The sequence below is a fragment of the Nostoc sp. MS1 genome (genome assembly GCF_019976755.1).
Classification (GTDB): domain Bacteria; phylum Cyanobacteriota; class Cyanobacteriia; order Cyanobacteriales; family Nostocaceae; genus Trichormus.
This window is the reverse complement of the sequence record NZ_AP023441.1, coordinates 908,651-932,936: the sequence shown is the minus strand read 5'-3', so window position 1 is coordinate 932,936 and position 24,286 is coordinate 908,651. Positions and strand designations below refer to the sequence as shown.

General features: G+C 39.7%; 21 protein-coding genes and 1 tRNA gene. 10 read left to right on the top strand and 12 right to left on the bottom strand.

Annotated elements, in window-relative coordinates; all coding sequences use genetic code 11:
* The first annotated feature begins 44 nt into the window (after positions 1–44).
* Both NSMS1_RS04025 and NSMS1_RS04020 read left to right on the top strand, forming a co-directional pair.
* A complete protein-coding gene (locus NSMS1_RS04025; protein ID WP_224091322.1) occupies positions 45–665 on the top strand; it encodes a Uma2 family endonuclease in 621 nt (206 codons plus the stop codon).
* A gap of 105 nt (positions 666–770) precedes the next feature.
* Complete coding sequence (locus tag NSMS1_RS04020) at positions 771–1,937, top strand: pyridoxal phosphate-dependent aminotransferase (protein WP_224091320.1); 1,167 nt, start codon at positions 771–773, stop codon at positions 1,935–1,937.
* Positions 1,938–2,058: 121 nt separating this feature from the next.
* Here NSMS1_RS04020 and NSMS1_RS04015 read toward each other — a convergent pair whose 3' ends face one another.
* Complete coding sequence (locus tag NSMS1_RS04015) at positions 2,059–3,246, bottom strand: tetratricopeptide repeat protein (RefSeq protein WP_224091315.1); 1,188 nt, start codon at positions 3,244–3,246, stop codon at positions 2,059–2,061.
* 266 nt (positions 3,247–3,512) lie between these two features.
* On the opposite strand from NSMS1_RS04015, the gene NSMS1_RS04010 reads away from it, so the two are divergent.
* The 3 genes from NSMS1_RS04010 to NSMS1_RS04000 all read left to right on the top strand — a co-directional run bounded on the left by NSMS1_RS04010 (position 3,513) and on the right by NSMS1_RS04000 (position 5,711).
* A complete protein-coding gene (locus tag NSMS1_RS04010; protein ID WP_224091313.1) occupies positions 3,513–4,493 on the top strand; it encodes a sodium-dependent bicarbonate transport family permease in 981 nt (326 codons plus the stop codon).
* A 2-nt stretch (positions 4,494–4,495) separates the two neighbouring features.
* Positions 4,496–4,789 carry a P-II family nitrogen regulator gene (locus NSMS1_RS04005; protein WP_224091312.1) on the top strand — a complete coding sequence of 98 codons (294 nt, stop codon included), beginning with the start codon at positions 4,496–4,498 and terminating at the stop codon, positions 4,787–4,789.
* A 247-nt stretch (positions 4,790–5,036) separates the two neighbouring features.
* Positions 5,037–5,711: a carbonic anhydrase gene (locus NSMS1_RS04000; protein WP_224091309.1), complete on the top strand. Its 675-nt coding sequence runs from the start codon at positions 5,037–5,039 to the stop codon at positions 5,709–5,711.
* Between the two features lie 169 nt (positions 5,712–5,880).
* On the opposite strand, the gene NSMS1_RS03995 is transcribed toward NSMS1_RS04000, so the two are convergent.
* Positions 5,881–7,260 (bottom strand): lipid-A-disaccharide synthase-related protein, encoded by a 1,380-nt coding sequence (locus tag NSMS1_RS03995; protein ID WP_224091307.1) that lies wholly within the window; start codon positions 7,258–7,260, stop codon positions 5,881–5,883.
* 183 nt (positions 7,261–7,443) lie between these two features.
* Between NSMS1_RS03995 and NSMS1_RS03990 the strand changes: the two genes are divergently transcribed.
* Positions 7,444–9,453, top strand: coding sequence for an outer membrane protein assembly factor (locus tag NSMS1_RS03990; protein WP_224091296.1), 2,010 nt, complete (start codon positions 7,444–7,446; stop codon positions 9,451–9,453).
* Positions 9,454–9,481: 28 nt separating this feature from the next.
* Here the strand turns inward: NSMS1_RS03990 and NSMS1_RS03985 are convergent, their stop codons facing one another.
* From NSMS1_RS03985 to NSMS1_RS03955, 7 genes are all read right to left on the bottom strand, one after another.
* A complete protein-coding gene (locus NSMS1_RS03985; RefSeq protein WP_224095075.1) occupies positions 9,482–9,871 on the bottom strand; it encodes a PIN domain-containing protein in 390 nt (129 codons plus the stop codon).
* Positions 9,858–10,103, bottom strand: a complete 246-nt coding sequence (locus NSMS1_RS03980) for an AbrB/MazE/SpoVT family DNA-binding domain-containing protein (protein WP_224091294.1) — start codon at positions 10,101–10,103, stop codon at positions 9,858–9,860. Before NSMS1_RS03980 ends, NSMS1_RS03985 begins: the two co-directional genes overlap by 14 nt.
* 85 nt (positions 10,104–10,188) lie before the next feature.
* The gene (locus NSMS1_RS03975) at positions 10,189–12,357 is read right to left on the bottom strand and encodes a PAS domain S-box protein (RefSeq protein ID WP_224091292.1); all 2,169 of its coding nucleotides are present in this window, start codon (positions 12,355–12,357) and stop codon (positions 10,189–10,191) included.
* A gap of 525 nt (positions 12,358–12,882) precedes the next feature.
* Positions 12,883–14,952 carry a flotillin family protein gene (locus NSMS1_RS03970; RefSeq protein WP_224091290.1) on the bottom strand — a complete coding sequence of 690 codons (2,070 nt, stop codon included), beginning with the start codon at positions 14,950–14,952 and terminating at the stop codon, positions 12,883–12,885.
* A 162-nt stretch (positions 14,953–15,114) separates the two neighbouring features.
* The gene (locus tag NSMS1_RS03965; RefSeq protein ID WP_317986577.1) at positions 15,115–15,345 is read right to left on the bottom strand and encodes a hypothetical protein; all 231 of its coding nucleotides are present in this window, start codon (positions 15,343–15,345) and stop codon (positions 15,115–15,117) included.
* 55 nt (positions 15,346–15,400) lie between these two features.
* Positions 15,401–15,832: an ester cyclase gene (locus tag NSMS1_RS03960; RefSeq protein WP_224091289.1), complete on the bottom strand. Its 432-nt coding sequence runs from the start codon at positions 15,830–15,832 to the stop codon at positions 15,401–15,403.
* A gap of 537 nt (positions 15,833–16,369) precedes the next feature.
* Positions 16,370–17,272, bottom strand: coding sequence for a rhodanese-related sulfurtransferase (locus NSMS1_RS03955; RefSeq protein WP_224091286.1), 903 nt, complete (start codon positions 17,270–17,272; stop codon positions 16,370–16,372).
* A gap of 59 nt (positions 17,273–17,331) precedes the next feature.
* Here NSMS1_RS03955 and NSMS1_RS03950 point away from each other — a divergent pair.
* The 4 genes from NSMS1_RS03950 (at position 17,332) to NSMS1_RS03935 (ending at position 20,183) form a co-directional block, all read left to right on the top strand.
* A tRNA-Ala gene (locus NSMS1_RS03950) sits at positions 17,332–17,404 on the top strand.
* A 79-nt stretch (positions 17,405–17,483) separates the two neighbouring features.
* A complete protein-coding gene (locus tag NSMS1_RS03945; protein WP_224091284.1) occupies positions 17,484–17,942 on the top strand; it encodes a DUF2127 domain-containing protein in 459 nt (152 codons plus the stop codon).
* Positions 17,943–18,007: 65 nt separating this feature from the next.
* Positions 18,008–19,435: a 1-acyl-sn-glycerol-3-phosphate acyltransferase gene (locus tag NSMS1_RS03940; protein ID WP_224091282.1), complete on the top strand. Its 1,428-nt coding sequence runs from the start codon at positions 18,008–18,010 to the stop codon at positions 19,433–19,435.
* Between the two features lie 295 nt (positions 19,436–19,730).
* The gene (locus tag NSMS1_RS03935) at positions 19,731–20,183 is read left to right on the top strand and encodes a DUF3592 domain-containing protein (protein WP_224091280.1); all 453 of its coding nucleotides are present in this window, start codon (positions 19,731–19,733) and stop codon (positions 20,181–20,183) included.
* Between the two features lie 354 nt (positions 20,184–20,537).
* Here the strand turns inward: NSMS1_RS03935 and NSMS1_RS03930 are convergent, their stop codons facing one another.
* From NSMS1_RS03930 to NSMS1_RS35310, 3 genes are all read right to left on the bottom strand, one after another.
* Positions 20,538–21,224, bottom strand: coding sequence for a L,D-transpeptidase (locus NSMS1_RS03930; RefSeq protein ID WP_224091278.1), 687 nt, complete (start codon positions 21,222–21,224; stop codon positions 20,538–20,540).
* Positions 21,225–21,410: 186 nt separating this feature from the next.
* Entirely contained in the window at positions 21,411–22,136 is a 726-nt protein-coding gene (locus tag NSMS1_RS03925) for a hypothetical protein (RefSeq protein WP_224091277.1), read from the bottom strand.
* 121 nt (positions 22,137–22,257) lie between these two features.
* Positions 22,258–23,724, bottom strand: coding sequence for a protein kinase domain-containing protein (locus tag NSMS1_RS35310; RefSeq protein ID WP_317986576.1), 1,467 nt, complete (start codon positions 23,722–23,724; stop codon positions 22,258–22,260).
* Between the last annotated feature and the right edge of the window lie 562 nt (positions 23,725–24,286).

Below are 24,286 nucleotides of genomic sequence, written 5' to 3'. Positions count from 1 at the left end.
TACGGCAATCAGCGAATTAGCCAAATCAGCATCAGCCTAAATTTATGACTCAAGCCTTAACCAAACAAATCACCTTTGACAAATTTATTGAGTGGTTGCCGGAAAACTCACAGGTACGCTACGAACTGCATGATGGGGTAATAGTTGAGATGCCAAAGCCAAGGGGAAAGCATTCTAATGTTACAGGCTTCCTCATAGAAGAATTAGTTCTTGGCATCATCCAAGTAGGAAAACGTGGTATTTGGACTATTCCCAGAGAATCGATTGTTAAGCCTAAAAGTGAATCTGGTTACGAACCTGACATCATTGTTTTGGATCAAGAGGCTTTAAGCAATGAACCCCGATGGGAGGCTGAGTCTATTATTGAAAATTCAGCCAGCGTCAAGTTAATTGTGGAAGTTGTAAGTAGTAACTGGCGTGATGATTACTACAAGAAACGCGCAGACTATGAAGAGATGGGTATCCCTGAATACTGGATTGTAGACTACGCCGCATTGGGTGGACGCGCTTTTATTGGCAACCCTAAACAGCCGACTATCTCTGTCAATCAACTAATTGAAGGTGAGTACCAAGTTAATCAGTTTCGCCAAGGGGAAAGTATTCAATCACCGACATTCCCTGATCTAAATTTGACTGCCGATCGCATTTTTCAGGTGGGACGATAAAAATTAAAGGTGGACAATAGCGAGAAGTAATTGTGAAAAAACAAATCTCTGTAGGGTTTCTGGGCTATTCTTAAATAGGTAAGAGATTTGCCGAAGTAAGTAAGAATGAAACTGGCAGCAAGAGTAAGTCAGGTAACACCTTCGTTAACCTTAGCGATCGCAGCGAAAGCTAAGGCGATGAAGGCAGAGGGTATAGACGTTTGTAGTTTTAGCGCTGGTGAACCCGATTTTGATACCCCAGCGCATATCAAAGCAGCAGCCGCTAAGGCTTTGGATGAAGGCAAAACCAAGTATGGCCCCGCAGCCGGAGAACCAAAGTTAAAAGAAGCGATCGCCCGTAAGTTGCAAAAAGATAATAATCTGGATTACAAGCCGGAGAATGTCATTGTCACCAACGGCGGTAAGCATTCGCTATATAACTTAATTGTGGCGTTGATTGATCCAGGCGATGAGGTAATTATTCCTTCTCCCTACTGGTTGAGTTACCCTGAAATGGTGACTTTGGTAGGCGGGAAATCGGTAATTGTTCCCACCGATGCGTCCACAGGTTATAAAATCACTCCTGAACAACTGCGAAAAGCCATCACCCCCAAAACCAAGCTATTCGTCCTCAACTCCCCATCTAACCCCACAGGGATGGTGTACACACCAGAGGAAATCAAAGCTTTGGCACAGGTAGTAGTTGATGCAGATATCTATGTTGTCTCCGATGAGATTTACGAAAAAATTCTCTACGATGGCGCACAGCATATCAGCATCGGTTCGCTAGGGAAGGAAATTTTTGACCGTACCTTGATTAGTAACGGCTTTGCTAAAGCTTATTCTATGACAGGGTGGCGACTGGGTTATTTAGCCGGGCCATTGGAAATTATCAAAGCCGCCAGCACCATTCAAGGGCATAGTACATCAAACGTGTGTACCTTTGCTCAATATGGAGCGATCGCCGCTTTGGAAGATTCCCAAGATTGTGTTGAAGAAATGCGTCTAGCCTTCGCTAAACGTCGTCAGGTAATGCTAGACGGACTCAACTCCATTCCTGGCTTGAGTACAGCCAAACCAGACGGTGCATTTTATCTATTCCCCGATATCAGCAAAACTGGGTTGAAATCTCTAGAATTTTGTGATGCGTTGATTGAAGAACATCAGGTTGCAGTCATTCCAGGGATAGCCTTTGGCGCTGATAAAAACATCCGCCTTTCCTACGCCACCGATTTGGCGACAATTGAGAAGGGTTTGGAGAGATTGGATAAATTTGTACGTTCCAGGATTTAAGTCCCAACTAAAAATTTCATACATTCTCTTGTGGGGTGGGCATCTTGCCTGCCCTATATTTTAGCTATCTCAAATACTTGCTGCATCTACGTTATCGTATTCTTGATGGGTTCCGATAAACCTAAACCAAGCCCATTTCTCGCAATCCTTGACGCAGGCGCATGGCTTCTTCGGGGTTGCTTTGTTCATGGAGAATAATGGCATTTTTAAAAGCTGTAATACTGCCTTGGACATTCCCAACTTTTAACTGTACTACGCCTAAATTTTGATAAGCTTCCGCATAGTCTGGCTTTAATTTTATGGCTTTTTGATAACAGGCGATCGCTTCTGTAAATAAACCTAGTGCTTTACAGATCATCCCCAAGTTATAATGTCCTATGGCAAAGTTAGAGTCTATTTTTAAAGCGGTTTCGTAGATTTTTTTCGCCCCGGTTAAATCTCCAGCCGCCTTGAGTAAACTACCCAAATTGTTATATGCTCCTAACTTGAGCATGGGGTAAATGGGTAATTTGATCGCGGTTTGATAGTGGGTAATCGCTTGTTGTGGATTCTTGAGGCGACTGTAAGCAATGCCTAAATGATAGTTGAGTTCGTATAAAATCTCGTATTCTTCTGTACAAGCAGCGATACCGCGCTTTAATAACTCCATTCCTTGATCAATTTTCCCAACTTCCACATACAACGCCCCTAACTTACTGCATACATAGGGATCATGGGGATGGGTAGCGAGAAAGCCTTCCATTGTCGCTTGGGCTTTGGCGTATTTGTTATTTTCGACAATGGCAGTTTTTTGATAACCTGCATGAAGAATCGCCACTCCTTCTAAATAACCGATTTGCCACTGGGATTCCTTTTGCAGAATGGCAGCAACGCTATCATCAACTAAAGCATGATAGGGACGCTCAAAGCGAATTTCTGGATGATTGCGAAATAGGCGAGAAACTAAAGAATAGGGAGATTGTTCTGCGCCAACTTCTTGGCGTACTAGGTTAACGAGTAAATATTCTTCTATGGTGAGTGCCTTTTTTAAATATGGGACAATTGTAGGTGTCAGGGTTTCATCAGCATCTAAAACTAATACCCAATCACCAGTAACATATTTTAAGGCAGCATTGCGGGCTTTACTGAAATCATTGCACCAAACGAAATCATAAACCTTTGCACCAAATTCTTTGGCGATATGAGGAGTGCGATCGCTAGAGCCTGTATCTAGGACGATCATTTCATCCACTACATTGACAACACTACTTAAGCACTTCGGTAGTGTTTTGGATTCATTTTTCACAATCATACATAAACTCAGTTTCATATTGGCAAACAACTTTAGTTTTTAATTTAGTTATTAAATCATCACATTAATTGATTATTTTCTTGACGTATATTAATGCTCATGTTAAGGAATTTTGACTATCCATAAGAGTATAAATTTTACATTTGTTACAGCAAGTACACATCAACTACATACTTTATTCACAATACTTGATTAAATTAACTGGTTGTAGTTCACGATTCGTTACAAAAGATGTAACGGTAGCTTACTATACCAATTTTGCTTGTTGCTGTTGAGAAGGTGTGATGAGTTCCAGCCTGATTTTATCCAATATTTTAAATCCGCCAGTACTGTTCTTCTTTTTAGGAATGCTGGCAATTTTCTTGAAGTCGGATTTAGAAATTCCCCAGCCGTTACCAAAGTTATTCTCTCTATACCTATTACTGGCGATTGGGTTTAAAGGGGGATACGAGATTGATGAAAGTGGCATTAACCCAGAAATTGCATTGACGCTGTTGGCTGCAATATTTATGGCTTCTGTCGTGCCAATATATTCATTTTTTGTACTGAGAGTCAAACTCGATAGTTATAATGCTGCTGCAATAGCTGCTACTTACGGTTCGATTAGCGCTGTCACTTTTATCACAGCACAATCATTCCTGAAAATTCTCAACATTCCTTCAGGCGGACACATGGTAGCCGCTTTAGCCTTGATGGAATCTCCAGCTATTATAGTCGGGATTGTGCTTGTAAGGCTGTTCGGTCAAAGTCAAGACGAAAAAGAAAAAAGTGAATTTTCTTGGGGTGAAGTCCTCAGAGAAGCCTTTTTAAATGGTTCTGTATTCCTCTTAGTTGGGAGCGTGATAGTTGGTATTCTCACAGGCGAAAAAGGCTGGGAAAAATTACACCCCTTTACACAAGATATCTTTTATGGTGTTCTCGCCTTCTTCTTATTGGATATGGGTATGGTAGCAGCAAGACGGATTAAAGATTTGAGTCATACAGGCTCTTTTTTAATCGCGTTTTCGGTATTTATCCCTGTCGCTAATGCAATTTTTGGCATTATTTTAGCCAAACTGATAGGTATTTCCGCAGGTAATGCCCTATTGTTTGCTGTTCTTTGTGCTAGCGCTTCTTATATTGCTGTTCCCGCAGCCATGAGAATGACAGTCCCTCAAGCTAACCCCAGTTTGTATGTTTCAATGGCGTTAGCGCTCACGTTCCCGTTCAATATCATTATTGGGATTCCTCTGTATTTCAACATCATCAAATTAATAGGGATTTAGTAGTGGAAGCTGTCAAAAAAATAGAAATTATCACCAATTCTTTAGAACTACCCAAAGTTTTGGACATTCTAGATAAAACTGGTGTTTCCGGGTATACAGTAATTGAAACTGTTACAGGAAAAGGAGACAGAGGTAGAGTGATCAACGATTTAGAAACTCATACACTTACGAATGGGTATGTTATGAGCATTTGTACGGAAAAACAGGAACAAGAATTAGTAGAAGCAATTCAACCTGTAATTAAGAAATATGGCGGTGTCTGTATTGTTTCTGATGCCAAATGGATTGCTCATTGAATAAGGTGTTCCCTGTATAGGTACGGAATGCCAAAAATCAGGATTAAATTCTAAAAGTCTAGAATGATGGAAAAATCAGCAGGAAATAATAATCTTGTCTTATTCTCAGCTTTAAGTTGGGATGGTAAAACTTTCATCATTCTAGCTTCACAATCCACATTACTAATTCTGAATGCGTAAAATAGATTAATGATACTGAAGAATAACAGTAGTGGTGATTTTTTATCCTTGTGAGGAGAATTAAACAGTGCCGATTAAACGTATAATTGCTGGGTTAAATGAGTTTCATGATAACTATTTTGTTGCCCATCGTGAGTTATTTGAACATTTGTCCCACGGACAAAATCCAGAAGTCTTGTTTATAACTTGCTCAGATTCAAGAATAGATCCATTTTTAATTACACAAAGCCAACCGGGTGATTTATTTGTTATTCGTAATGTCGGGAATATTATCCCACCTTATGGCAGGTTGAATAATGGTGAAGCTGCGGGAATAGAATATGCGGTTGAGGCTTTAGGTGTAAGAGATGTTGTTATTTGTGGACATTCTCATTGTGGGGCAATGAAAGGATTACTACAAATAGGAAATCTTGCTCAACAAATGCCTTCAGTTTATGAATGGTTAAGATATCATGCTGAACCTACTCGTCGGCTTGTAATGGATAACTATCAAGGTTATCCCCATGAAAAACTGTTGAGAATTACTATTGAACAAAATGTTCTCACACAGATAGAACACTTAGAAACTTATCCTATAATTCGTTCTAAACTTCATAGTAATCAATTAACACTTCATGCTTGGATTTATGAGATTGAAACTGGTGAAGTCTTTGCATATGATGCAGAAGATGGTAAATTTAGAGTTATAGAAAATCGTCCGTTCCCTGTGCCTAATCCCTTAATCGCTGCACATTCAGCTTAGTATCAGTATTGATTAGTTGGTAGTTCTATCAACATTGAGGTTGAAAATATATAGGATCTATGGTTAGCTGTGAAATTTAGTTTTGGTGGGCATTGCCCACCCTACAAATAAACTAATTGATAATATTAAATAACAAATTCTCATAGCTATGAATTTAGCTAATGTGTAATTATGAATTGATATAATGTCCAAATTTTTCTACTAAATAATCAGCGATACGGCCTGCTGCACCTGGTTTTCCCATACGACGTACTCCATTTTCCCTGATGATGTGTAAGCTGTCGGGATTGGTGAAAAGCGATCGCACTGCTTGTGCAACTTGCACAGGTTCCTCAACTAGAATTAAGGATAAGCCTAATAACCTACTTTGAGCCTCGGCAAATCCAGGGTTATATTGTGGCCCCTCCCCAGGCATAGCGATCGCAGGTTTACCTAAGCCAATAAACTGTTCTGTAGCCGTACCTGCCATAGCGATCGCCACATCCCCCCAATGCAAACATTCATTATATGATTGTTGAGTTAAGACTAAATGGGCGTTTCTTTGCTTAAATATCAACGCATCCCCATCTTGTAACGGTAGTGGTAAATCTGGATGAGTGCGCCAACCTTGAGATTGCACAGTTTGGGCGAGTGTATTTAAGTCTAACCCAGGTGCGATCGCTCCCATAAATACCACACTACCAGAATTGGGTAAAAATGTGTCTCGCTCTTGAAAACTTGCCATTAACGCAGAGACAGCCGTCATAATTACCCGCCAATTATTATAAGCCTCTGGTTCACGGGAACCTGGGAGGAGGGTAATTACCAAAGGTCTATCCATCTCTTGATAACGAGCATTCGCCATGTAAAATAATTGTGGTGAAACTCTTGGTTCCAAACCATCCATCATCGGATTACCTACATCAACAGCCGGAATCGACCAATTTTTTAATATTTGCGTAGTTAATCCATCTCTAGGAAACACCGCACGACAACGGCGACGACTCATTAACCAACGTTCCCACGGATGATAAATTGAGCCAGAAAAGTTTTCCCAACGTGCTGCTTTTGATTTCCTTGGTAGTAACCCCACCTCATCCCGCACATAATATTCTGATTTCGCTGTCCCAACAAAAGCGTAGTTAGCACCACTGATATAGGCAAACAGCAAAGGGACAATATCGCCTACCGCTAAAACAGCGTGTTTGTTACCTAATTTTTTTTGCGAACTTACCCAACGCCGCGTCGCTTGAATTTGACTCCAGGTAAGTTGCAATAAACCCCCGCGTACATCCCGCGCCAATTGTCGGCTATCCATATAGATAAAGCCACCAGAAGGCATGGTACGTACTGCACCAATCAGGGGGATATTTAAGTTCTGGTAAGCCCGTCCTTCACCTACCAGGGGTAACGCATAAATATCTGCCGGGTTCGCTTGTTGCAGCAATTCCTGCAAAATGCGGACAGCAATTATATCTTCACCATGACCATTACTTAATACTAGTAATTGTAACCGAGAGGTTCGGGTGGGTGAGTTAGAAGTTGGATATAAACGAGACACATCACTCATGAGAAACAAAATATCAATATTAACTGTCTGGTTAAGTAATTAGTAATTCGTAATTCCGCTATGCGGACGTAATTTGTTTATCTATATAAGAATTACACAACCAGGGCAAGGAAGATTGATTCCCATTGCCTAAATTTCTAGTGTTAACAATTTTGAATTTTGAATTTTGAATTTTGAATTAATATGCGTATTTCTTCGGCGGCAATATTTACTTTAACTACCTTAGCGGCTACTAATGCTACTCAACAAGCTACGGCTGCACCTACTACAAATTCTACACCAGCTACAGCAAATCAGAACTTAGTTGTGCCTGTAGTGGAGGAAACGCCTGTTAAGTTGCCAACTGTAGCATCACCAGAAACAGATGTAACTCCCCAATTTTCCCAAAAATCTCCAGTTATTGCTCAAAATGCTCCCGTTGTCATTCCTTCTACACCTCGTCCTGTTGTCCCGCCTGCGCCTAAACCTGCAACGATGGTAAACGAGTTAGTTGTGACAGCAATAGATGTCCAAATAGTAGGTGCAACGCCAGAATTACAGCAAGTTATCCGCCAAGTAATTAAAACTCAAACTGGTGGCGATACTAGCCAAAACCAATTACAAACAGATGTAGCCGCAATTTTACAGACGGGTTTATTTACTAATGCAACTGTCAACAGCCGCACTACACTATCTGGATTAAATGTAGTGTATCAGGTGCAGCCTGTAATTGTGCGATCGCTTCAACTCAATGGTGCAAAAGCCTTGACTTACTCAGTAGCACAGCCCAGTTTTCAGCCTCAAATTGGCAAACCCATCAGCCCGGAAGCACTCAAACAAGCAGTACAGCAAATCAATAAATGGTATGCCGATAATGGTTATAATTTGGCGCGGATATTATCAATTGAACCCAGCCGAGAAGGTATTTTAAATGTTAACGTCGCTGAAGGTTTGGTAAGTGATATCAAATTCCGCTTTGTCAACGATGAGGGAAAGCCTACAGACGGACGGACTAAACCAGATTTTTTACGCCAACAACTCAAACTCCAAACCGGACAAGTCTTTCAAGAAAATGTAGTTAGGCAAGATGTACAGCAGTTGTATCGTACTGGCTTATTTCAAAGTGTGAATGTTGCCTTTGAAGGAGATGCGACAAAACTAGATGTGATTTATGAACTTAAGGAAAATGGCGCACGGGCGATTAATTTGGGCGGTAGCTATAACAGCGATGTGGGATTAATTGGTACTTTGAACTATCAAGACCAAAATATCGGCGGTAAAAATGATACCTTGGGTGTGAATGTGGGGTTGAGTCGGACTGATTTGCAGTTTGATACTAAGTTTGTTAGTCCTTATCGTGACACAAATAGCGATCGCCTGGGTTACACAATCAATGCTTTCCGACAACGTGATATTTCCGACACCTTTGACGGTGATGTGAGGTTAGCCAACGGTGATAAAGTGCGAGAAGGTAAAATTGGCGCAGGTTTCAGCTTACAAAGACCTATCGATGGTTGGAATACTTCTCTAGGACTTAATTATAACCGTGTGAGTATTAGCGATCGTCAAGGTAATATCACCCCCACCGATGCAAAAGGAAATCCTTTATCTGTTAGTGGTACTGGTGTGGATGACTTAACTACTGTATCTTTTACTGCAACCAAAGACCAACGCGATAACCCCATCAACCCCACAAAAGGGTCAGTAATTAGCGTTAGTACAGAACAGTCTGTACCCATCGGACAGGGCAATATTTCGATGAATCGCATTAAAGCAAATTACAGCCAGTATGTACCAGTAAATATCTTCAAAACTCCCACACCCCAAGTATTTGCCTTAAATGTACAAGCTGGGACAGTCCTTGGTACTTTACCACCCTATGAAACCTTTAACTTGGGTGGTTCTAACTCTGTCCGTGGCTATGATGCAGGGAGTGTAGGTAGTGGACGCAGTTATGTATTAGCCTCGGCTGAATATCGCTTTCCCATAGTTCCGGTAGTTGGGGGTGTGCTGTTCGCAGACTTTGCTTCTGACTTAGGTTCCGGCGACACCGTTTTAGGAGATCCGGCTGGTGTACGCGGTAAACCCGGTTCTGGTTTTGGTTATGGTGCAGGCTTGCGTGTAGACTCACCCTTGGGTTTAATTCGCGCCGACTACGGTATTAACGATCAAGGGGAAAGTCGAGTACAGTTAGGGATAGGGCAAAAGTTTTAATTCGTAATCAATACTATTCTAATCAGGATTACTCAAATAAATTAAATCCTTTTTCATTGCGTAACTTTTTGTCAAATGTTGCTGTTGAACTACAATTATAGTTTTGAGCGATAGCCCCAATTAAATAATCAGAAAAATCCGCATTTCCTTGTTTAAATCTTTGTAATGCTTGATAAACTACAGAGCGATTCTCTAGCTCAAATATCTCACATTGTAGCATTAACTCGATAGTGTGAGTAATTTCTGTTTTATTAAATTGATAAGGTTTATTTCGTAAAACCCAAGTTAATTCGCACAGAACTATATTAGTAATAAAACATTGCTCTCCTCCTTCGATAATTTCAGTCGCCTGCATCCACTGATTTTCATCATCTTTCGTTAGGTAGCGCACTAAAATATTTGTATCAAGTCCAATCACTTGCACCTTCTTGAATTGCCGTTTCCATTTCTTCTATGGTTGCACTTTTTATCCCCGGACGATGTAAGATACCGGATAAGCTTTGGATAGGGACATTCAGAGGAATTAGTTTAACTATTCCATTTTCATCAATGACAAAATCAACCTTGCTACCTGTATCCAAGTTAAGGTACTCTCTGATTTCTTTAGGAATAGTTACTTGTCCCTTAGTCGTGATCGTTGAACGAGGCATTGCTCATATTCCTTACATTATCTCCTTACCTAATTATAATGTATGTTAGTCATAAATAGAATTGGCTGCTACACATCTATCACAATTACTTCTTATTAGACTGTTCAATAGGAATTTGAATGATAAATTCTGATCCTTGATTGGGAGATGAAATACACTTTAGTGAACCACCATGTCGTTCAGTAATAATTTGATAGCTAATCGATAAACCTAAACCTGTACCCTTACCCACAGGTTTAGTAGTAAAAAAAGGGTCAAATAATCTTTGTTTAACTTGTTCTGGAATACCTAGCCCATTATCGCTGATACAAATCATTATTTGTTGAGAAATTAGTTCTTGAGTACAAATCCGAATTTGTGGTTGATCATTTGTCAATTTTCCTTGAATTAATGAATCTTCCAACGCATCGATCGCATTTGCCAAAATATTCATAAATACTTGATTTAGCTGTCCTGCATAACACTCAACTAAAGGTAAATTGCCATAATCTTTAATAACTTTAATTTGCGGATGATCGGATTTCTTTTTTAACCTATGTTCTAAAATCATCAAAGTACTGTCAATTCCTTGATGAATATCTACTGCTTTTAACTCAGCTTCATCTAACCGCGAAAAAGTACGCAGAGAAGCTACAATTTGACGGATACGTTCTGCGCCTAATTCCATTGAAGAAAGTAGTTTTGGCAAGTCCTCTATTAAAAAATCGAGGTCAATATTCTTAATTTCTTTTTGAATTTTCAGTACAGGATTTGGGTAGTTTTCCTGGTAAAGTTCCAGTAAATTTAGTAGTTCACGGGTATAACTAGTAGCGTGAGTAAGGTTGCCGTAAATAAAATTAACTGGATTATTGATTTCGTGGGCAACTCCAGCTACTAACTGACCCAAAGATGACATTTTTTCGCTTTGGATGAGATGGGATTGAGTTTTTTGCAGTTTTTTAAGAGTTTGTTCTAGTTCGATGGCTTGCTGTTTGAGTTTAGCTTCTGCTTGTTTACGCTCGGTAATATCTGTATGGATACCAACTAAAGCAATAATATTGTTTTGAGCATCTTTAATAGCATCTGCCCTTAAATCAATTTGGATGATACGGCCAGTAGAGCTTTGCATGGTGACTTCACCACGCCATGATTGACCGCTATTAATAGTATTAAAGATGATTTTTGTTTCCTCTGGATTCGTAAAAATAGCTACGGGGCCGCCAGCAACATTAAGCTCATCAACTGTATAACCAAATAATTGGATAAAGGCAGGATTCTGATAAATTGACTTACCTGTTGGATCTGCTATACCAATAGCATCACTTACACTTTCAACAGCTTTACTAATGCGTAGTAAGGCTTCTTCTGTTTTTTTGCGCTCAGTAATGTCTCGCGTGATGCCTTGAAAACCAGCCACCTGTCCATTAGTATCTATCACAGGTGAGCTATTAGATGTAATCCAACCGTAAGTGCCATCTTTGCGTTTAACTCTTACCTCAAGTCCAGCTTGTTTTTTACCTGTTTGAGCAACTTTGTTCAGGAAGGCTATACAAGTTGGTACATCTTCTGGATGAATAATTGGTACGAAAGATTGCCCCAAAAATTCTGATACTTCATATCCAAACATATCCGTAAAGTTGGGAGAAAGATAAGTAAATACACCTTCTAATGTCAGAGCATAAATTGCATCATTGGCGTTTTCTACCAAACTACGGAATTTTACTTCACTGGCTGCCAGAGCAGCTTGAGCTTGTTTATGCTTTGTGATATCTTCTCGAATTACTAGCAAATATTGGGGCTGACCTTGAGCATCGAAAATGGGAGTTTTTTTAATATGTAGAATACGGGTTTCGCCGTTTTTTGTGTGAATTACTTCTTCTGGAATCTCTACAACTTTTTTGCTAGTCAGTGCTTCTTGATCTCTCTGGGTAAAAAAATCGGCTTCTTCTTTGGGAAATAAGTCATAGTCGTTCTTACCCAAAATTTCTTCTGCGCTAACACCTGCCAATTCTTCAGCCGCTCGATTACATAGCAAAAATCGTAGATCAGTCGCATCTTTAACAAAGACCGCTACAGGCATTGTTTGAATAATAGAATACATGAAACGTTGGGCCGTTTGCAGTTTCTCTTCTACCTGTTGCCTTTCGTTAATTTCCTGCTGTAATTGAATGTTACATTCTAAAAGTTCGTTGCACAGTTGTGCATTAGCTGTCTCTACTTCTTTAAGGCGTTGCTGTAAGCTCGTTAACTCTTGGTTTAACTCTTCAATCGACATGCTGATTAACTGTTTTTTAGTTTTGAATCTTTAGAGAGTTATGTATTAATCAATGCAGTTAATTGATTGATACTAGCTTTAGTATTCCTTTAAATAATTTGAAAACAAGCTTTAAAAGGAATTGAATCTAATTTGAATCGCATACTATAAAAATTTTTTCCGTTAAGATTTCTTAAGTCTTCATATTTAGAATGCCCACTTAAGCTAAAAAGTTAACAGGAAATTAATCAAGTCCTTAATTAAAACTTTATAGAAAAAAACAACTATCTTAAGATAGATAATTAATTGCACATACCTATTTTTTCCTAATCATTCCAGATAAAAATATTGAAGTTGTTCTATTTAATGAATAATAAGGATTTTTGCCAATGTATAATTGTGGGCAAAAGACGAATATAAAAAACTAGGGTAGCAATATCGTACTACCCTAGAATTTATTGACTATTTAATTAAGTAGACCTAGTTAGATTGAAATACAAAAGTTTTCAATCAGAGACAAAGTAGCTTTCTCCTTCTGTCTTCTACCTACTTATCTTTTGGCAGTTCTACAAGTAACTGAGAATTACCATTTTGTGCAACTGGGGGAGTGTTGGGAATTGGTGGTGTGATTTCACCAGTCTTGTTGGTTTGATTCCACAGAATCATTGATAGTAAGCCATCGACTAAACCATTGGTACTGCCATTGCTGCCACCAACTAGGACATCGGGAATCAAGCGGACATTGCGATCGCCTATAATCTGCATGATCTGCATTGCTGTATAACCTTGTGTACCCAACGCATCTACACCAGTGCGATAAGTCTCAGCTTTGGCGTTACCTGTGGCGCGGATACCTTCAGCTTCAGCCATTGCTTTGAGTTTTGTCGCCTCGGCTTCACCATTCGCCTGCTTAATTTGCGCTTGGGCTTTTAGTTCCGCAATTTGCACACTCTGTTCTGATTTCACCATCTCCTGTTGGATATCAGCCAAAGCTGTTTCCCGTACCAGTTGTTGGCGTTGAGTTTGCGCCATCTGCTGCACTTCGTAAGTCTTGCGTTCTTCTTCGGCAATTTTGCGGGCTGTTTGTGTCTGCATCAACGTAGCTGGCGGTTGGATATCACCAATTAAAGTATCAATTGCTTGGACATCATAAGCTCGTAAAGCTGCTTTGATATACTCAGAAGCTTCTACTTGGCGTTCACTCCGGGCATTCAAGAAGTCCAACACGGTGTAATCTTGCGCCGAGTTACGGAAATAGTTACCAATACTTGGTTCCAGGACGTTATCCACCAAGTTCTGCATCGAACCGACGCGAGAAATCACTTTAGGCGCATCCAAAGCCCCGACGTGGATGATTTGCGACACTTCCAAATCAAACGCGAAACCATCTTTAGAACGCACAGTCAAGGCTTCTAAGTTGGCATCATATTTATGGCGTTCAGTACGTCCCGACCAGTTCAACACTATATTAATAGTCGGCACTAACTCCACTTTCATAATGCGGGTGTTGAGTGGGTGCTTACCTGGATACAACGGTTCCACCCATACGCCCTTATGACCAGGATTAACTAAATTACCGTGGGTGAAAGCTGCACCACTCACATCTTCCTGGGCTTTACCGACGAAGGAAATTACCACACCTACATAACCGATGGGTATTTCCGTCATTGGTACTTGTTCAACATTGACAAACCAGGGGTTCAAGTTCCAAGAACCGGATAATAAAATCTGTTCTTGTAAACCTCTGCGTCCGCCACCATCAAGAAACTTCTGACCATTTTGAAAATTATCATGTCCAGAAATTACTGCCCCAGCAATTTCACCCGCCGAAATCGGCATACCATCCAAGGTTGTAACAATACCCACCTTGTCAGAGGCTACTGTATGCACACGCAACTGTTCAATACTCATGCCATGCGAGGACGCATTAGCTGCTGTAATAACTTTAAACAGAGCAGTATTAATGCGGTAAGTACCTGCTGTTAAAAAGCCCATTTGCCGACCTTTTTCCCCACCATGAGTTAGGAATTTTCGGGCATCTTGAAAGTTATCACAATCGACAATTTTACCTAAAATCCGCTCTGGTGGGATAGATTCGCCATCAGCCGCAACTATCAAGGCAATTTCACTTTGCGGTACAACAATTACAGTTTCTTTACGCACAGAGTATTGCCAAGGCCAGTAACCCCAATGCCAACCAGGGGCAAGAGTATCAGCCTGTAAACCCGCTTCACCATTGAGGGCAATTAACTGTCCGGCTGGTAAACCTTTACCAGAAATCGTAAACTTCTTGACGACGATACCAACTTCACGTTCGCCAATAACTACCAAACCACCAAAGAACAAGGGAACAAATATCACTAAACCACCAACCAACACGATGGGGATGAGTACAACAGGCTCAACTGCTGCGGCTTGATATCGAGGAAAGGTTGATTTTGTTGGTTCTACCTGAACTGAGGCGGAAGTAATTTGTTGTGCAGTGGATGTTTTTAAATTAGTCGCATTAGCAGAGTTAATACCGCCTGCTAAGGCCAGTGTCGCTATTAATGTAGTCGCAAAGCCAGCTAATTTATTTTTTTTAGTCTTACCAAAGGAGGAAGAAAAAAGTTTCATAACTTGCGCCCTTCTGGGCAACTAATTATCTAAGTTAACACTTCATCTTCATTAGGCAAGATTTCTTAAACTTAGTGTAATTTTTTGGTTGACGGTGGACAGTTAACTGCTGACTGGGAATGAAAAGGTGAAATTGCCTATACCAATCATTGCGCATTGCGATCATAATAAGGTGGAATCGCTGTATCGATTGCTTTCAGTAAGCCACCCAGCATCTATCGTAATTTCTTTACCATTGGTGAACTTGATAAATTCCGTGCCTTCATCATAGAAAACATCAGCCACAAGTTGATTGCATACATCGTACCCCCACATAGATGCTGCGGTATTCCACCACTTTTGCCCAGGAGATTTTAAATTTGGCAGTTCCAGATACTTATCATGCCATGCCAAATCAGAATAACATTGGGGTAAAATCTAAAAAAATTTTGGTGTCAATACCGACACTTTAAAGCTCCTGTCCCGAATTTCCGGGCTGAATAAGCGCTCCAAGTTGAAGAACTCGCCCTAAATCATCAGCATTTCGCCAAGTTTCTGCTATCTTCCCATTAATAATTGTGTGAATAAATATGGCTGTAAAAGTCTGCTGACGACTGTGAGCAGGAATACCAAAGAAACTGTCTTGGGTACAAGTATTAGTTGCACGTACTACAACTTTATCTCCCTCAGCAATTATGTCTTCAATTGTCCATGTCTGCTTAATATCTCCAAATGATGCAAAAAGTTGACGTACACCATCCGGGCCTAAAGAGAGTCCAGGTAAACCACCGTGCATCTGCCAATCTAAAGTGGTCATTTCACAGATTTCCTCAATTTTATGCTCTGTAATTAGCTCTAACCACCGTTGTGCAATTTTTTTGTTCTCTTGTGTTTTAGACATAGCTACTTTTTACTTACTAATTAATTGAATATCAACTCTGACTATAAGTTCTGCACTTGAATTAATGAAGAATTGCTGTAAATAGTTGTTAGAGATGATATTTATTTATCTTTGTTTATCTGTTGATTTATGCAAATCTATACTCACCATTGCCTTATTCTTCTTAAAAACAGGAGAAATACCGTGTACTCCTCAATTTCGGTTAACCACGGAGATTCAGCGCACAGTCAAGCGGTTTTGGAAGAATGTACTAGGGGCAATCGCTTATTTGACGGAGGGGTTACGGACTTGGAAATTGATCAAGTCACGAATGGCACGCTTGAAAAACAGCTTTTCCCTCTTCAATTTCAGTCTTTATATCTGATTTTGATTGAGTCCAAGACTCTTGGTGCTTATACATAATAAGTATGAGCTAAATTTTACTTTTTTAAAAGTTTGAATATCTCAAAATCCACCTCATTACCATTTTCTTCCTTTCTTAAACCTCCCCGCCCCTTTGCGTAAACCTCCGCGTTCCTCTGCGTTTAAAATAAACCCTCAAACTCCCCTCAACTTATTTAATTGAAATTGTCGCCATTTCTCCTTTTGTCTTAATCTCTTCTCCTCAGTCAAACCATCAAAACACCAAGGACAAGAAATACCCGCCTCATACTTTGCAGAAGCCTTATCCTCATCAGTCAAAGGATGTCCGCAACAGAAGCATAACTCATGACTTCCCGGCTCTAAACCATGACCTACGGTAATACGTTCGTCAAAGACGAAACATTCGCCTTCCCATAGACTTTCGTCCGGCTGGACTTCTTCTAAATATTTGAGTATCCCCCCCTTGAGGTGATAAACTTCCGCGAAACCTTGAGACAGCATAAACGATGAAGCTTTTTCGCAGCGAATACCTCCAGTACAAAACATAGCAACCTTTTTGTGTTTACTAGGATCAAGGTTTTGACGCACGTACTCAGGAAAATCACGAAAGGAATTAGTTTGGGGATTTTGTGCGCCTTTGAAAGTGCCAATATGTACTTCGTAATCGTTGCGAGTGTCAATTACTGTTACTTCTGGGTCAGAAATTAGGTCATTCCATTCTTGCGGCGTAACATAAGTACCTACTTGTTCATTTGGATCAACTTCTGGTAAGCCCAAGGTGACAATTTCCTTTTTTAACCGTACCTTCATCCGCTCGAATGGTGGATCTTCGGCAGTAGATTCTTTATGTTCTAGGTCTTGTAAGCGGGGATCGGAACGCAAATAGGATAATACCGCGTCAACTGCTGGACGCGAACCTGCAATTGTTCCGTTTATTCCTTCTTTGGCTAAGAGTATCGTTCCTTTGATATCTTGGACTACACAGTAAGCCAGAAGGGGGTCTTGTTTCTCGGTGAAATCCGGCAAACTCACGAATTTATAAAATGTTGCTACAACTTGCGTATTTTTTTGGTTCATCCGTTTGTCAAAAGCAGAGTCTTCGGTTATGATAACTATGGTTGATAATTTAATTTTACGGGGGTTTAGCTCAGTTGGTAGAGCGCCTGCTTTGCAAGCAGGATGTCAGCAGTTCGAGTCTGCTAATCTCCACTTGACTCTACAGGTTATCACATCCAATAATTAGTTAAATTAGTCATCTTGTGATGGCTGTAGCTAGTAAGGTGGTAATGTGCAGAAGCGTCCGCTTGGGTTAGTGGCTATCGTTATCTATAAGTCTGCTGTTGCCCTACTATTGATGGTTACGAGCATAGGTTTATTGCTGGCTGTAAAAAATTATCAATTTTTAGATAGTTTGTCTGATGATTATATGCTGGAAGGTAAATCTAGGCTGATTGATTGGCTGTTAGAGAAGATTTTGAATTTAACCCCCAAAACTTTATTATTTAGTGGTGTAGGTTCAGGTATCTATGCAGTTTTGACTACTATTGAAGCTATTGGCTTGTGGTATCAACAGCGTTGGGCGCATATTTTGGTGTTGTGGCTGGTGGGAATTAGTATTCCTCCAGAAGTTTATGAATTGACTCGTAGTATATCTATCGTCAAACTGACTGTATTTGTGGTGAATGTAGGTGTCTTTATATACTTATTACGCAATTTCCCCAAACATAAACAACATTCTCGTCATTGAATTATTACTTTTAGCTAAAATTATGCGATCGCCACAGTAAAAATCTCAAGTGATCGGAGAGCGATTTGCCTAAATTAATTAACTCTACCCAACCGCCGTTAAAATTTATCCCCTACAGCTTTAACCCGGTCATCTTGCGCGTGATGCAGTGGTTACTACCTTTTGTGTTGCGTTTTCGCACCCGTCCTTGGCTACCGGCTGGTATTGTCGATATTCAAGGTGAGAACGCTGAGGTACTAGCCCAACTTTATCAACAATTCCAAGCTGGGAAGATTCGTTTCTTGTTGGCGTTTCGCCACCCAGAAGTGGAAGACCCTTTGTGCATGTTGTACTTTATTTCTCGCATTGTCCCACAGGTGGCGCGTCAAAAAGGTATCGAGTTGCAATATCCGGTGCATAGCCACTTCGTCTACGACCGGGGAATGACAATATGGGCTGGTAATTGGTTGGGTTGGTTGTTCTCCCAGTTGGGGGGTGTACCTATTCGTCGCGGACGACGGTTAGATAGACAAGCTATTCAAACAGCGCGAGATTTATTTGCTAATGCTCAATTCCCCATCGCTGTTGCCCCAGAAGGTGGTAATAATGGTCACAGTGGCATTGTCAGCCCTTTAGAACCTGGTGTTGCTCAATTGGGTTTTTGGTGTGTGGAAGATTTGCACAAAGCTAACCGTACTGAGGCTGTTGTGATTGTGCCAGTATCTATTCAGTACCGTTACGCCACACCGCCTTGGTCAAAGTTGGATGAGTTGTTGAGTAAATTAGAAGCTGATAGCGGTTTACCAGTGCAAGCAATTGCTGAGTCTGCACAGCATCAACCAGAAATTTATTATCAGCGCATTTGCCGCTTGGGTGAGTACTTAATTACGGAGATGGAAGAATTTTATCGCCGCTTCTATCATCAAGATATCCCGAAAGCGATCGCTACTGAAGAAACGGCTACTCCCAATGAGGTATTAATTGCTAGACTACATCGCTTATTAGATAAAGCTTTACAAGTATCTGAACAATATTTTGGTATTCCCGCCCAAGGTAATTTTATTGACCGTTGTCGTCGTTTGGAGGAAGCAAGTTGGAATTATATATATCGTGATGATTTACCAGATATCAATAATTTACCTCCTTTCAAACGCGGACTGGCGGACTTAGTAGCTCAAGAAGCTGACTTACGTATACAACATATGCGTCTGGTAGAAAGTTTTGTTGCTGTAAACGCTACTTATATTCAAGAAAAGTATAGCGCCGACAGATTTGCAGAGACGGCCTTACTAATGTTTGATATGCTGGCTCGTATCCAAGAATCAACCTTACCAGGAAGGCCAAGGTTAGGTTTACGACAGGCGCTAATTAAGGTAGGTAAGCCCATTTCGGTGACAGAACGCTGGGAACAGGTACAAAATAACCGCCAAGCTGCTAAAAAGGCTGTAGGTAATCTAACTCAAGATTTACAGGCTGCTTTAGAAAGCTTGATTAACGTGAGTTCGACAGACTGAAAAACCCCTCTCTAACACGGAGAGAGGCTTAAAAAGCTAATATTTTTCTACTAAGTTTTAGGTTTTGAGCAGCCTTTCCTACAAGGGAAGGGGTTGGGGTTGGGTTCCGTCGAACTCATATTGATTAATGAAGGCTGTGAATAAGGAAGAGAAAAGGTGACAGGTAAAGCTAGGAAAGGGAGAAGTGTTTTACCTTCCTTAAAACTATGGACTAAGAGGTTTTACGAAATAGTTACTTTTGCATGGGAAATATAAGGAGGAGGCTCAAAGTAATTATTTGCTTTCTCTAATCTTTATGGATGATAAACAGTTTTTTCTGATGTTTGGTTCTATATTTGGTGGTATTGGTAGTATATTTGCTATCATAGGTATCTTAATTGGAGTAGGAATTAATTCTTCTGTAGGTACAGTAAAAACACAAGGAACTGTTATTGATTTTGAGCGAGTAAAGTCAGTTGATAGTGAAGGTTACTCATATGAGTATTATTATCCGATAGTTAGCTTTACTCCCAGTTCTGGTAAAACAACTACATTTGAATCTCATACAGGTAGTTACCCACCAGCATTTGGTAAGGGTCAACAAGTAGAGATAGTTTATAACCCTCAACAGCCAGGTTCTGCCATGATTTATTCTTGGTTTGATTTGTGGTTTCTACCTACGATGTTTACTGGTATGGGTTCAATTTTTGCTTTAATTGGGGGAATTGCACTATTAAAGGCGTTTCCACGTCTGCTGATACTGAAGTAGAGAGAGTCAGTAGCGTGCGTCAGTATAAATATTTTTTTGGTATGGTTAAAACATCTGGTACTGACACACCCTACATTTTAAATATTTTTTATCTGGAAGTCCCTTACACATCGGCATTTATCTGTATTTAATTTTTTCCAACGCTACTTTGAGCAAAAAATAAAATCTCATATTCCTTATTCCCTACTCCCCCTTCGGGTATGCCTCCCGCACGCCAAGGGCGAACGCAGTCGCCTGCGGTTCGCGTAGCGTCTGTCTACGATACGCTCCGCGAACGGAGAGAGGGAACCCTCCCGCAGCGCTGTCTCACCATTCCTAACCCAAATTACTATCTTTAAGTACAACTCGATATCATTACGGAACCACATTTACAATAGTTCCTATTTTTACAAGTTTATACAATTTCCGTACATCCTCATTGTACATCCTCACACAACCATGAGAAATTGCTTTACCTACAGAATCTCGCTTGTAAGTGCCATGAAATCCAATCTCATCTTTGCCGTCAGTCCAAAATCCAATCCAGCGTTCTCCTAACGGATTTTGTTGACCGGGAGGAACAATTTCCTTATCGGAAGTAAAAGGATTTTCCCAAATTGGATGTTCCACCATATTCATAATTGCAAATTTACCTGTTGGCGTGTCCCAGCCTGGTTTACCAATTGCTACTGGATAGCTGGCTTGTAAAACATTACCCTGATAAACATATAGTTTTCGTTCTTTAAGAACAAGAAGTAAATGAATATTTTGCTCAGAAGTGTTAACAGGATTGGGCTTTGTTTGAGAAGAATTTATTGGTACTGTAAGTTTAAGCCTCATTAGTAAAGTTCTTACTCTCTCAGAACCACTATTAACAGTTGACGACTTTGGAGAATAATTCGTTTCGCTAGAGAGAGAACTTCCTTGATTAGTAATTACCTGAGTAGTTTCTCTTTGCTCAACTTGGGTTTGGGCTGTAACACGCAATTGCCATGCAAAGAGAATCAAAATGGTAGTTAAACCCAACTTGAAAAGATTCAATTGATAAGTTTTATTTTCCATTACTATCTACTATTTTGCATTATTTATTCAGTTCAGTAGTTTTCACCAAAAAATTGTCTTGGTTATAGGATACTTTTTTGATTTTTTAACTAGTTTCTTTATCGCTGAATAAACATTCAGAACTTATACATTAAAACCAGTTATAAGTTCTGAATCTTCATTCACTGATAATAAATTATCCGAGTTTTAACCTCTTCCTCTAATTGGTCTGTTTGTATTAGTTGGAGATTCTTGTTGAATTTGGTCTGGTTGTGATTGTTGAGGTGTGGTTGTTTCGGTTGGTGAACGGTCTGGTTGCGATTGTTGAGGTGTGGTTGTTTCGGTTGGTGAACGGTCTGGTTGCGATTGTTGGCGTGTGGGTGTGACTGATGGTGAACGGTCTGGTTGCGATTGTTGGCGTGTGGGTGTGACTGATGGTGAACGGTCTGGTTGCGATTGTTGACGTGTGGGTGTGGGCGTTACTGATGAGGGCTTATCTGGTTGTGATGGTTGGGTTGTAGGCGTTACTGATGAGGGCTTATCTGGTTGTGATGGTTGAGGTGTTGGCGTTACTGATGAGGGTGTATCTGGTTGTGATGGTTGAGGTGTTGGCGTTACTGATGAGGGTGTATCTGGTTGTGATGGTTGGGTTGTGGGCGTTACTGATGAGGGCTTATTTGGTTGTGATGGTTGGCGTGTTGGCGTTGCTGATGAGGGCTTATCTGGTTGTGATGGTTGGGGTGTAGATGTTTCTGATGGCGTGGTTGATCCTGATGAGGGCTGGTCTGGTTGCGACGGTTGAGGTTGGGCTAAGGATACTTGCAACGAGGTTTTTAGAGCGAAGAACAAACTGCTGACAAGAATTAAACAAGTTCTAGAAAGGAATAATGCCAGTTTTACGGATGAATTTTGTTTTGTTTGATTGTAATTCATTGTATATACATCCTCACATGGGATAAAACATCATGAATACTTACATCATCGCAGTAAATGTATGATTTTTGTTTCTAATTTCTAGACTAATTGTATTAATATAATTTATATTTATTGTTAGTTAATAAATAGCATCACAACTCACAGTTATATTTTCGCCGCCTTTTAATTTTCCGTCTTCCCAAACTCCGCCTTTACGCAAGCCTTTATTAGAAATAAAAATTCCTTCCCCATCAAAGAAACCTTTTCTAAAGTTTCCTATAAATTCTTGACCGTTTTTGCAAACTAATTTCCCCTTTCCTTGATAAAAACCATTTTCAAACTGACCTACATAACTATTACCATTGGCAAATGTGTATGTTCCACAACCATTAAATTTATTATTTTTAATCTCTCCATCATACCTATCCCATCCCTTATATTGATTATTAGGTAAGGTGAGGATTCCTTTACCAGTGAATTTATTTTCTGGTAAATCATAATATCTAGTTCTACCTACAACCCAATATTTTTTATTATCTAGAGATGGTAAAGTTGTTTCTGGACAAACTAATTTTACATCTGGGAGAGTTTGGGTAGAAATATTTATATCTACATTATTTAAAGTATTATTACTAGGTACAGCTTTAGGTCTATTTGCAGAATTGATTAATATGCTTCCTAAACTAATAAAAACAATAACTCCCAAACAACTATAAATTAATATTTTTTTTGTAGATCCTAATTTTTGGACTGTGAAAGGTAGGAATGATAATGGTTTAGATGAAACTGATTTCAATGCTTGCAAAGCTTCATCTGCTGATTGATATCTTTGGCTAAAATGGTAATTGACCATTTTATTTAAAATGTTAGCTAATTTCTTACTTACATTTACTTCGGTTTGCCAGATTATTTCACCAGTTTTAGGATCTTCTTGAAATTCTTGAGGAAGTTTCCCTAGTAAGGCTTGAATACCAATTATGCCTACTGCATAAATGTCACTAGCTAATTTTGGTTTAGAATTAGCTTGCTCATTAGGCATATAACCGTTAGAGCCTATCACAATAGTTGAAGTGACTTGACCTTGAGTATCAACTCCCAAACCTTTAACTTCTTTAACAGCCCCAAAGTCAATCAGCACTATCTTGCCGTCTTCTTTGCGCCGCATCAAATTTTTCGGCTTGATATCTCGGTGAATAATATTTTGTTGATGAACTATTACTAAAACTTCTAAGATTTCCTGTAAGAGTAGAATGACAGCTTGTTCACTCCATTTTTTACCAGGAATTATTTCTGCACTCAGGTCATCCCCATCTACAAATTCTTGTACTAGATAAAACTCACCATTTTCTTCAAAGTGAGCTAAGAGTTTAGGAATTTGTGGACTAAGATTTCCTAATTGATATAAATACCTTGCTTCATTTTCAAATAATCTGCGAGCAACTTGTAAAACTTCTGCTTGAGAGATTTTAGGCTTGAGTTGTTTAACAACAAACTTAGGATGGTTGGGTAAATCTAAATCTTCGGCTAAATAAGTTTCGCCAAATGCACCACCCCCCAAAAACTGTAAAATCCGATAGCGGTTACGCAGAACTTTGCCTGTTAGCATATTTTTGACTCATCCGAGTAATTTAGTCATCCTTTATTACGCAGAGGATTATATTGTATTTATTACCAGTAATTGACCTTTAACCCATACAAAGCGCTAACGGTATCCAAATGCCCTTAAGAACATTTGTACTATTATGGCACTTAGGGACTAGTCTAAGTGGCTTTGTACGAGATTGAAGAACTTAAGTAAAAGAACTTTATATAGATATTAGCAGTGTCAGTAGGTTTACGATAGTACTTACATTCAAGAAAATCTTATCTAAGAGACTTAAGTAGGGTGCTTTATGGCTTCAGCCTAACTCACCATCTGATCTAACGGTGCGTTAGGCGCTTCTATTAGATTTTTCATGAGAACCTATAGTCAAAGTCTATGCCTAACACACCCTACAAGAATTTTATTTTTACTTTATAAATAATCTCTTAGCAGGTTAAAACTGCTCATATTTTAAGAAATACAGGGAATAGGTTAAAAGAAACGCATGGCGATGCTATTGATAAAAACTTGAATTTATAAAGGTTTGAGAATGTAATTTTGCGAAGTAAGTACTATCTAAAAGTTG